Source organism: Cytobacillus sp. Hm23 (genome assembly GCF_051842895.1).
Classification (GTDB): domain Bacteria; phylum Bacillota; class Bacilli; order Bacillales; family SM2101; genus Nanhaiella.
Genome location: NZ_JBPXRQ010000052.1, coordinates 17,426 through 28,134, shown reverse-complemented (window position 1 = coordinate 28,134; position 10,709 = coordinate 17,426). Strand labels below are relative to the sequence as shown.

Sequence of the window (10,709 nt, the reverse complement as noted above, 5' to 3'; positions counted from 1 at the left end):
CATTTGAATCGTACCATTCTTATTAATCGTAGCACCAATCACACGATCTCCTTCAGTTTTATCGACTGGAATTGATTCACCAGTAATCATTGATTCATCAATTGAAGATCGTCCAGCAATGACTTCCCCATCAACAGGGATTTTTTCACCCGGCTTTACGATAATGACATCGTTAACGACAACTTGCTCAATCGGAACCTTCGTTTCAACGCCATTTCTTATGACAGTCGCTTCTTTCGCTTGTAAATTCAACAATTTTGAAATGGCTTCCGTCGTTCTACCTTTTGCCAATGACTCAAATAGTTTACCGACTAAGATGAGTGTAATGAGAACTGCACTCGTTTCAAAGTATAAATGCGGCATATACTGTGGATTACCTAGCGTTCTTAATGCTTCAACTACGCTATAAAAATAAGCTGCTGACGTTCCAAGCGCCACAAGTACATCCATATTCGCACTTTTATTTCTAAGTGATTTATAAGCACCTACGTAAAACTGCCAACCGACGTAAAACTGAACTGGTGTAGCAAGTAAAAATTGAAACCAAGGGTTCATAATAAATGATGGCATCGGTATCCCAAGATCCCACGGTGCATGACCGACCATTGAGTAAAGAAGTGGTAACGATAATAATATAGAAATGAATAGTTTCGTTTTCTTTTCCTTAATTTCTTCCTCTTTATGAGATGCCTTTTCTTCTCTTGTTTCCTTCACTTTAGCATCATAGCCGAGCTTTTGAATTTTGCCAATAACGTCATCAACACTAACTACACCTGGTTGAAACGATAACGCCGCTGATTCAGTTGTCAAATTAACCGTTGCAGCTTCAATACCGTCCATTTTATTTACTACTTTTTCAATTCGTGTGGAGCAGGCAGCACATGTCATGCCGTATATATCAAGATCTACCTTCTCAGTCTGTACACCGTAGCCGAGTTTATTAATTTTTGACACTACATCTTCTGGCTTCACTGTATCACTATTATACTTAACCGTTGCAGCTTCCATCGCCAAATTTACATTCGCTTCCACACCGTCCATTTTATTTAAGACCTTTTCAATTCGTGTGGAACACGCGGCACAAGTCATCCCTGTTATCCCCAATTTCATCTGGTTTTGGGTCGGGTTTTGTACTAATTGACTCTGCTCGCTCATATTGATCATCCCCATATTTATGATTTAGAGAACTGTTTAATTACTTTCATTAACTCTTCAATTGCTTCATCACCTGAACCTTCTTTTATAGCGTCAGATACACAGTGATGTGCATGTCGTTCTAATAATTGAAACCCTACATTTTTCAAAGCAGAATTGATCGCTGAAACTTGGATAAGAATATCAACACAATAACGATCATCTTCAACCATTTTTTGAATACCTCGAACCTGTCCTTCTACTCTTTTTAGACGCTTTATTAACTGATCCTTTTCTTTATCACTTCGGGGTGTCGCAAGCATTTTCCCCTCATCACTAACATGACAATCATTATCCATTGTGATCACCTCTTAGTTATATAGTATACCCCTGTAAGGTATATGTCAAGCAAATAATCAGCTTTTTTCGAGACTATCTTCGACCTCATGTAATAATTGATTAAATCCTACCCGATCTATAAATTTTGCAAATTGCTCTCTCTTCTTGCCTTGTTGTTGATATACTGCTAATATATCGTCTATTGTGGTATATAAATCTTCTGGCGTAAGTTGGGATTTAAAAAGCTTTGCTACTTTTGCATCAACGCCTTTTGCTTTACCACCAATGTATAGATCATAGCTATCTTTATTTTTTATAACGCCAATATCGTTCATAAGTGGTTCACCACAAGCATTTTGACACCCTGTATATGCTGGACGAACTGGAAATGGTACTTCTCTCCCAGCAATACGATTATTAAGTTCGATAGCTACAGGCATTCCTTCTTCTTCAGCGCCCTTACAAAAATTACAAGTTCGTAGACTCTTTACGTACATACCGACTGGATAACATGAAAATCCATTGTTCTCTAAATCCGCGACAACTGCATCAACTTCATTTTCTGCAATGTCTATATAAAGTTGTTGAAAGGTTGTAAGCTCTACCTCACTATCTTCCCCAATATGTTTAGCAAGCACCATTAATTGTTTGGAGGTAAGTTTTGCACCGAAGCCTACACCGCCGTTGACAGCTAATGTGATTAATTTCCCTTTAGTCATATTTCAGTATCTCTCCAATCTTTCAATATGTTAAAGTATCATATTTACACTCATAATACTATACCCCCCTACAGTAATTGTCAATGTTTTTATTATAGCTATTTTCGATAACGCGAAACACTCTAACAGCATTAGGGTAATTAGGTTGATAATACGCGTCATCGTTGTTAATGATAAAATTAAGTTTGTTTTATTAATAGATAATTTAACACTCTAAGCTAAGAACTAGCAAGCTTTAAGAAAGTAGCCTTACGAAAAGAACCAAAAAAAGACCTCTGAGAGGTCATTTTGCAACTTCATTTGACAACATATCTACTTGATCTCGCTCTTCTTTCTTCTGCTTTTTCTTGTATATAATTTTCGAAAGTATTATGCTACATTCATATAAAAATAGTAAAGGAATTGTAACTAAGAAGTCAGAAATAAAGTCAGGTGGTGAAATAGTAACTGAAATAATAACTAAAACAAAATAAGCGTATTTTCGTACCTTTTGCAAAACATATGGATTGATGATGCCTATACTCGTCAAAAACATAACTACAACAGGTAACTCAAACAAGATGGCAAATGGGATCGTCATCGTTAAGACGAATTGAAAATACTTTTCTGCCGTGAACATTGTATCAAACATTTCTTCACCTAAGCTTGTTAAAAAGCCGAAAACAACGTCAAGTATAACAAAATAGCCAAAGCACAAACCTATAATAAATAAAATAAATAAAGCTGGGATGTATGAAAGTGTTATTTTCCGCTCATAAGGCTTCAACGCTGGCTTTACGAATAGCCATATTTGTAGAGCCAAAATCGGAATTGTGCAAGCAATCGCTAATATTCCAGCAATTGTAAAATAAACCCATAATACTTCACTTGGACCTAATATAACTAACGTAATACTATATGGGTCTAGACCCATTACAAGCCAATTATATATATCTTTAACAAAAATAAATGCTAGAACAAAAAAAATGATAAAAACCACCATTGTAATAAGTAGTCGTTTCCTTAGCTCATCTAAGTGGTCTACCAGCTTCATCTCTTGATCTTTCATCTCCAAACACCCGCCTCTGTTTCATCATCCACATTTCAAGAGGGTGACCCCTGAAGGATCTTCTTCACAATCCTTTATATGTTGTATATAGGTATCGCCACCTGGAAGGTTATACAATATATAGAGGCTACGAAATCTAATCCTTTTACTATGAGCCACCCTCTTAAGGTCTTTATCGTTACCTTTATTGCTGCTCAGGCTAGAACAGCTAGAAGAGGTTTATGCGATTGTCACCAATATTATAGAAGAAATACATGGATTACGAATAAATCATCAGTAAATAACCTTAATTAATATTTGTTAATGTATGGAACTTCAGGTCGCGTTCTTCTTTTTATCTTCTTCTAATTCGTCGATCACATCGCTAGTCAATTCTTTAGTAGATGTTTTAAATTCTTTCAGCGTTTGTCCAAAAGATCGCCCAATTTCAGGAAGTTTTTTAGGACCGAATATAATTAAAGCAATTACTAATATAAGTATAAGACCCGGGACCCCAATATTTGTAAGCATGTTCATCCCCCCTGTTTCCAATATATATTTCATGAAAAGCTTAGTTAAATTATATTATTATTTCCAACAAAAATGGATGAGAAACAGAGATTATTCACAAGAAATTCATATTTACTTATATTCATAAAATCTTCTTTTTAACAGAAAAGTAAACAGTTAAATAAACAAATGAAAAAGATTGCTGTCCTTTTTCACTTCTTGATATGCAAAACCTTTTTTGTTCATACGTTCTATTAATGGTTTATAGTCGTTTTTGTGCTTTAATTCAACACCTACTAATGCAGGTCCATTTTCTCTATTATTTTTTTTCGTATATTCAAATCTTGAAATATCGTCAGTTAGACCTAACACTTCATCTAGAAATTCTCTTAACGCCCCAGCTCTCTGAGGAAAATTAACAATAAAATAGTGTTGCAAGCCTTCGTACATCATAGACCGTTCTTTAATCTCTTGCATTCTTCCGATATCGTTATTACCACCACTTATGACACAAACAACCGTTTTCCCACGTATTTGGTCTTTATAAAAATCCAATGCTGCAATTGGTAATGCGCCTGCAGGCTCAGCAACAATAGCATTCTCATTATATAATTCAAGGATTGTCGTACAAGCTTTCCCTTCAGGAACTAACAGTACATCATCTACAACAGCGTTACTTATGTTAAACGTCGTATCACCTACTTTTTTCACAGCAGCTCCATCAACAAATTTATCAATTGTATCAAGAGTGGTCACTTCCCCCTTGTTTCGAGATACAACCATGGCAGGAGCCCCCTCAGGTTCAACACCAATGACCTTTGTTTGCGGTGAAATGCTCTTTACATAAGTACCAATGCCCGAAATGAGACCACCACCACCAATACTAGCAAAAATATAGTCGATTGATTCATCGCAATCATTTAATAGTTCTACTGCCACAGTACCTTGACCAGCAATAACGTTCATATCGTCAAATGGATGGATGAATGGTCTATTCTCTAATTTACTGCATGTCATGGCTTCCTCATAAGCATCGTCAAATGTATCACCTGTTAAGATAATTTCAACGTTCTCTTTTCCAAACAGCTCTACTTGTGATACCTTTTGTCTTGGAGTTGTTGATGGCATAAATATCTTGCCATGAATACCAAGATGTCTACAAGAATATGCAACTCCTTGAGCGTGATTGCCTGCGCTTGCACATACAATTCCAGATTCCAACTCTTGCTTTGACAAATGTTTGATACAATTATACGCTCCGCGAATTTTGAAAGAACGGACAATCTGTAGATCTTCTCTCTTTATATATATATTACAATCAAATCTTTCTGATAAGACTTCATTGCGCTGTAAAGGGGTATGAGTTACTACATCTTTCAATGTTTGATGGGCGATCATTATATCCTCGAGTTGAACACGCTTTACTTGTTGTTTAACTTGTTGGCTCATTATACAAACCCTTTCTGTAAGTAATAATTACTTTAATACGTTAATGTTGTGATTGGAACATTATATCATGAAATATTTAAAATGAAATATGTTTTCAGAAAATATTTTAAATTTATCACCAACAATAAAAACATGCAATTATACTTGGGTTTGTCATAATGATTAACGGAAATGACATCATTAATCGCACCTGTTCAAAGTATTAGGTGCAGCAAAGCTTATTATGCACTTTTTACCTTTTTACTTCTTCACTTCTCCTACGTTCATAAGTTAAGAAATAATAGTCTATATTGTTATCTTCATCCTTCAAACCTTTTGTCTTTGATTTCAAATACCAGTTATCATCAGAAATGATAAAAGGAAAATACGTATCTCCTGCATATGTAGCATCAACAAATGTAACATACAGCTTATCGACATATCGAAATAGTTGCTTATACAGTGTTTCACCACCGAAAATAAATACTTCCTCGGTGTTAGCTTGTTCTTCAATACGAAAGATGTCATCGATTGTATGAATCAGTTGAACACCTTCTATTTCTATACTTCGATCTTTCGTTAAAACCACATTTTTTCTACCTGGTAACGGTCTTCCTATAGAATCAAATGTTTTTCTTCCCATAACTAATATGTGACCCATCGTTATACGTTTAACGTGTGATAAATCATTAGGAAGGTGCCACGGAATGCTGTTGTTTTTTCCAATGGTACGGTTTTTATCAAATGCAACAATGATTGATAACATCTAAATTTCCTCATTTCATTAATCGTAAGCTACGTATATATTTCGCTGTTAACGGGGCATTTTCCACAAGAAGCTCTCTCGTTTCATCACTTGTATAGTACATAGCAAAAGCTTCTGCAAAAAATTCTTCCGGATAATCATTAAAATATGGTTGATTAGGAAATATGGTAGACACTTCAGAATTCCAAGCTGCCAAAAACTCCATACTATGTCTAATGTTATCAAAAACAATCGCATCAATCGAATGCGCTAACTCGTGCAATTCAAGGTTGTGAGAACCGTGACCTTGCCCTTTATCACTATGTCCTATTTTTACAAGAACGACGTAGTTTCCTCCCATTCCAGGAACACTATCCCACTTCATGTCAGTATCCACATAACCTCTCGGTCTCACACCTGCTAAGTGTTTAGCAAATGGTTCATTAACAATCGAACCATTAAACAATTTTACATATACTTTGTTATTAACTAATTTCTGCATTATTGCAGAATCAATTCGGTTAAGCGATTGTATTATATTAAGAACTGCTCGTTCGTCAAATTCCTCATTCGGAAGTAGTAGAATCTCTTTAATATATTCATAGTTTGATAGTTGTTGAACAACTGTCATATCATTTATTGGATGATAGTTTTTTAGTAGTACTCCATATTGATTAGCAGAGGAAGGGATCGTAAGGAAAGGGACAAATATACATAATAATAGCGTCATTTTTTTCATCATGTTCAATGATGCCTCCCCCCAACTTGAAATTCTAGTGTAATATATATGTAATCTTAGTGTAACATATATCATTCAGTGGAGGGTGTGCTCAAACTCTATTAAATTATGGAAATGAGAAGGTGAACTACTTAAACATTTTTTTCATAAAAATAGCCAACCTAATAATTAGGTTGGCTATTTTGGTTTATGCAGTTTTAGCATTACTTGCTTCATGCTTTTCTTCTGATTTAGCGATAAACTTCGCACATGCAGCGTCTCCAGTAATATTAACTGCTGTTCTTGTCATATCAAGTAACCTATCAACACCAAGAACGAGTGCAATTGCCTCTAAGCTTAATCCAACAGATGTTAGTACCATCGTTAACATAATTATTCCAACACCAGGAACACCTGCAGTTCCGATACTAGCTAATGTAGCTGTTAATACGATAGTAGCTAGATCGGCCATTGAAAGATCTACACCGTAAAGCTGGGCAATAAATACTGTAGCAACCCCTTGCATGATCGCTGTGCCGTCCATATTGATTGTTGCACCTAATGGCTGAACGAAACCACTAATACTCTTAGGTATTTTTAAATTCTTTTGAGCTGTCTCCATTGATACTGGTAAAGTAGCTGAGCTACTCGATGTACTAAAAGCAACAGCTATAGCTGGTAAGAAGTTTTTAATAAAAGTAATCGGATTCATTTTACCAAGAACTAATATAACTGAACCATATGTTATTGACAAATGTATGAATAGAGCTAATAGTACAGCAATGAAATATTTACCCATCGCAGCAATCGCATCAAACCCTTGTCCACCTATCGCAACCGCTATAAGTGCGAATGCACCGATAGGAGCTAGCTTCATAACAACATCTACCAAGAACATTAATATGCTATTTGATTCTTCAATAATCTTTTTAATAGAAGGTACTTTTCCTTCAAGCTGTGTAATAGCAAAACCAATTAGAATAGAGAAAAAGATAATTTGCAACATGTTTCCTTCAACCATTGCTTGAAATGCATTAGTTGGAATGATATCGATTAATGTATCCATAACCGGCGGTGCCTCTTTTGCTTCTACTTCTGTATCTTCACCTATAGTTAATCCATCTACTAGACCTGGTTGTAGAATATTACCTACAGATAAAGCAATTACTAGTGCAATAGAAGTAGTAATTAAGAAAAAGATAACTGTTTTAATACCGATTCGTCCTAATTTTTTAGGATCACTTATTCCAGCAGTTCCTAAAATTAGTGAGATAATAACAATAGGCACTACTAATAGCTTAATTAAGCCAATGAAGATTTTACCGAGTGGAGTTAAAATGTAAGTTTCTGCTGCGTCAAACCATTGAGGAATTCCGATATTGAAAACTAACCCGACGAAAATACCTAATGCCATACCAATTAATATTTTTTTTGTTAATGACATAACTTCACCTCTTTAATACTTTGTTGTGTTAAAAACTATAGGGTAATAATACTTATGAAGATGAGGATACCAAAGTCTTCATGCTGCTTTTTTATTTTAATACATGTGAACGATTGTTGTCAATTATCAAAATATTATGATCTAAAAAATAATATTTTGTCGAAATCACGATCCATATTGTTACAATCAAGCAACTTTGTTACTCAAGTATAATAAACTACTAAATAATCCAGCTTAAAAAATGAATATCTATCCATCAAGAAAGTAGCTTTTCACCTGAATCATATTTAATACTAGTTTCCTAAATAGTTTTTTAATATAACAAAATAAACAAAAAAATACGTTGCTTTTTTAAAAGCAACGTATAAATCAGCCTTAGGTTCTCCACCGTGGTGGGGTATTTTTGTCCCAATATATACTTCCTAAATCGTTGTGTGTTTGGAATGTATCTAGATACGTATGGTAGTGAAAATTGAACCAATATCCCTCCAAAGGTGGTTGATCCCTTCTCACATGAAAACGAACAAGGTCCTTATTTTTCTCATTATCATATATGTTAAATATTTTTTCTCCATAGCCACCAGATGGACTTTCTGTGATGGATAAGTTATGCAATTTATAATCTGGGTATTGATTAGTTAAATCTAGTATTACTTCTTCTATTTTGGGTAATACAGCTAGACGGAATTCATCCTCGATAACAGGACCAATTTTTTGTCCAAATTTCTCAAACGACTTATCTTCAACAGCAGTCATCGTCGTTTCTATAAATTGTTGCCTATTCTGCTCATCTTCTTCAACCTCTAACTGGAATAGGTGCTCATCATCTTCAGCTGTCAGATCAGGGTTAACTAAATCTTGCTTCGATGTGTCATTGGATTTAGAAACTGGGACTGTTAAAGATGGTGGTGGAGTTATTAACCCAAATGTACTTATTGTGATTAAGATGACAAGTGTTTTTCTCACCCACAGTGGCATTGTAATTCTTCCTTCCTTTTTAAATAAATCTACTTTTATGTAAATGTTTTCATTCTATTATTCTACATAATGATCATAATATATTAATACGAGTTTAGTAGCATAAATATTTAAATTTCAAGTTCGATGTATTAATAAATATTATAGCACAAATAATATGTGGAGAGGAGGTTTCAAGTATGGAAAATGATATTGTTTATTTTGTATTATCCATTATCACATTAGGGTTTTTAACTTATTTAAACATAACTGACTAACTTTGTGATAATACGATAAAAACACCCTTCATATACTAAAAATCAACTGCAAGTTCAACTTTAACTTATTCACTAAAAAATCTTATAGCAGTAAAGAGATAACCGGTAAACAAACTAACATAGAGGCAGCTGATGTTAATAGAGTTTTGGGTCGACTCAAATGTATGACGAGTCGACCCAACTTCGCTTATGATTGTTTATTTTTCTTTCGAGCTGAACTTTTCTGATAGTTTCCAGTTTCAGCTGAAGTAGTCCCTTGCCCCTCTACATCAGGAGAGCTTAGACCGATCGTTGCAGGGTTTTTCTTACGTTTTTTGGACACTATAATCACCTCCATCTGTATACTTTAACCTACTTAACTAATTTCATTCGAACAGCAATTTATTTAACCAAACCTCGTACTTGTTGATTTTAACCAAAGGCTGTTTGCACTTTGATTGTTGTTTATCGTACAAAGACATAAACATAAGCTACAATGCTATAACGATATTGAAAAACACTATTTTGAATTATCACTATGAGAACTGGCATGAAGGTAGCCAAAGTGAAATTTAGCTGTTTTTCGTTTTTCTACGATAAAATTAAACTTGTCAAACGTGTTACTTTGATAATGATCCTTCAACACTATTCTTCGTTTTGCTACGCGCTTTGCTTCAGATAACACTTCCGCTGTGATTTCTGAATAAACTGCTAAATGTTTTAAGCTATTAATACCGTTTGATTCGGTTATCGTTTTTTCGAACATTGGATCAAAATATACGACATCAAAATAATCGCTCGGACAATTTTTTAAATATAGTAAATGATTGTAATGAACAACCTCAATCCATTTCATAGCATTGTTCATTTCTAATAATTGAGAGTTCCATTCATGTAGCCCTCTCTTAACCAAATATGCTAAATAACGATTTCCTTCAACTCCTACAACTTTTCCGCTCCTACCAACTACATAACTTGCCAAAATACTATCAGAAGCTAGTCCAACAGTGCAATCTAAAAAAGTCATTCCTTCTGAAAGTTGTACAGCTCTAAGAAACGGGTCATCAAGTCCTATCATTATGCGTTTTAAACGGAACATAGCTGAGTTAGGGTGAAAAAACACCGGTTCATTCGCAGTGATAGGATGTATTTCTAGTCTATTTCTACCTATCATTAGCACATCTTGGTTATAGTGGTGTTTCAATTCCTTTAAAGACGATTTATTTCTATTAACATAAGGGATTTTTAAATCCCTCGCTACTTCTTTTGCAAGTAAAATACCATTTTCATCTGTTCGACCACCAGTTGTTGCAATCAATGTCATCACCTATTATTAATTCTTCAGTAAAATCTCATAAATAGTTGTAAGCGTTAATTAACAAATAATATTAAGTGTGCTTTCACGTAACATATAGAAAGAGGACGTCATAT

Annotated in this window: 12 protein-coding genes; all 12 read right to left on the bottom strand. The window is 34.5% G+C overall.

All coding sequences use genetic code 11. The annotated features are described in order from the left end of the window. A partial coding sequence (locus ACSVDA_RS21985; protein WP_485886136.1) for a heavy metal translocating P-type ATPase occupies positions 1-1,155 on the bottom strand: 1,155 nt, incomplete at its 3' end. Positions 1,156-1,172: 17 nt separating this feature from the next. Then, complete coding sequence (locus ACSVDA_RS21980) at positions 1,173-1,493, bottom strand: metal-sensing transcriptional repressor (protein WP_320210134.1); 321 nt, start codon at positions 1,491-1,493, stop codon at positions 1,173-1,175. Positions 1,494-1,550: 57 nt separating this feature from the next. Then, positions 1,551-2,192: a nitrite reductase gene (locus tag ACSVDA_RS21975; protein ID WP_485886134.1), complete on the bottom strand. Its 642-nt coding sequence runs from the start codon at positions 2,190-2,192 to the stop codon at positions 1,551-1,553. A 283-nt stretch (positions 2,193-2,475) separates the two neighbouring features. Beyond that, the gene (gene tatC, locus ACSVDA_RS21970; RefSeq protein ID WP_485886132.1) at positions 2,476-3,240 is read right to left on the bottom strand and encodes a twin-arginine translocase subunit TatC; all 765 of its coding nucleotides are present in this window, start codon (positions 3,238-3,240) and stop codon (positions 2,476-2,478) included. A gap of 315 nt (positions 3,241-3,555) precedes the next feature. Beyond that, the gene (tatA, locus tag ACSVDA_RS21965; RefSeq protein WP_485886146.1) at positions 3,556-3,750 is read right to left on the bottom strand and encodes a twin-arginine translocase TatA/TatE family subunit; all 195 of its coding nucleotides are present in this window, start codon (positions 3,748-3,750) and stop codon (positions 3,556-3,558) included. Between the two features lie 156 nt (positions 3,751-3,906). Beyond that, a complete protein-coding gene (gene ilvA, locus ACSVDA_RS21960; RefSeq protein ID WP_485886130.1) occupies positions 3,907-5,178 on the bottom strand; it encodes a threonine ammonia-lyase IlvA in 1,272 nt (423 codons plus the stop codon). Between the two features lie 232 nt (positions 5,179-5,410). Then, positions 5,411-5,923: a dihydrofolate reductase gene (locus ACSVDA_RS21955; RefSeq protein WP_485886128.1), complete on the bottom strand. Its 513-nt coding sequence runs from the start codon at positions 5,921-5,923 to the stop codon at positions 5,411-5,413. Between the two features lie 10 nt (positions 5,924-5,933). After that, a complete protein-coding gene (locus ACSVDA_RS21950) occupies positions 5,934-6,644 on the bottom strand; it encodes an anthrax toxin lethal factor-related metalloendopeptidase (RefSeq protein ID WP_485886144.1) in 711 nt (236 codons plus the stop codon). A 184-nt stretch (positions 6,645-6,828) separates the two neighbouring features. Continuing rightward, complete coding sequence (locus tag ACSVDA_RS21945; RefSeq protein WP_485886127.1) at positions 6,829-8,064, bottom strand: dicarboxylate/amino acid:cation symporter; 1,236 nt, start codon at positions 8,062-8,064, stop codon at positions 6,829-6,831. Between the two features lie 375 nt (positions 8,065-8,439). Beyond that, the gene (locus ACSVDA_RS21940; RefSeq protein WP_485886125.1) at positions 8,440-9,042 is read right to left on the bottom strand and encodes a YpjP family protein; all 603 of its coding nucleotides are present in this window, start codon (positions 9,040-9,042) and stop codon (positions 8,440-8,442) included. 444 nt (positions 9,043-9,486) lie between these two features. Further along, a complete protein-coding gene (locus ACSVDA_RS21935) occupies positions 9,487-9,621 on the bottom strand; it encodes a YuzL family protein (RefSeq protein ID WP_214481198.1) in 135 nt (44 codons plus the stop codon). A gap of 177 nt (positions 9,622-9,798) precedes the next feature. Beyond that, the gene (locus tag ACSVDA_RS21930; RefSeq protein ID WP_485886142.1) at positions 9,799-10,596 is read right to left on the bottom strand and encodes a class I SAM-dependent methyltransferase; all 798 of its coding nucleotides are present in this window, start codon (positions 10,594-10,596) and stop codon (positions 9,799-9,801) included. Positions 10,597-10,709 lie beyond the last annotated feature (113 nt).

Excerpts from the sequence above, each read along its gene's own strand:
- ilvA (WP_485886130.1), bottom strand. The coding sequence starts at position 5,178 with ATGAGCCAACAAGTTAAACAACAAGTAAAGCGTGTTCAACTCGAGGAT.
- ACSVDA_RS21950 (WP_485886144.1), bottom strand. The coding sequence starts at position 6,644 with ATGATGAAAAAAATGACGCTATTATTATGTATATTTGTCCCTTTCCTT.
- tatA (WP_485886146.1), bottom strand. The coding sequence starts at position 3,750 with ATGCTTACAAATATTGGGGTCCCGGGTCTTATACTTATATTAGTAATT.
- ACSVDA_RS21975 (WP_485886134.1), bottom strand. The coding sequence starts at position 2,192 with ATGACTAAAGGGAAATTAATCACATTAGCTGTCAACGGCGGTGTAGGC.
- tatC (WP_485886132.1), bottom strand. The coding sequence starts at position 3,240 with ATGAAAGATCAAGAGATGAAGCTGGTAGACCACTTAGATGAGCTAAGG.
- ACSVDA_RS21980 (WP_320210134.1), bottom strand. The coding sequence starts at position 1,493 with ATGGATAATGATTGTCATGTTAGTGATGAGGGGAAAATGCTTGCGACA.
- ACSVDA_RS21945 (WP_485886127.1), bottom strand. The coding sequence starts at position 8,064 with ATGTCATTAACAAAAAAAATATTAATTGGTATGGCATTAGGTATTTTC.
- ACSVDA_RS21940 (WP_485886125.1), bottom strand. The coding sequence starts at position 9,042 with ATGCCACTGTGGGTGAGAAAAACACTTGTCATCTTAATCACAATAAGT.
- ACSVDA_RS21955 (WP_485886128.1), bottom strand. The coding sequence starts at position 5,923 with ATGTTATCAATCATTGTTGCATTTGATAAAAACCGTACCATTGGAAAA.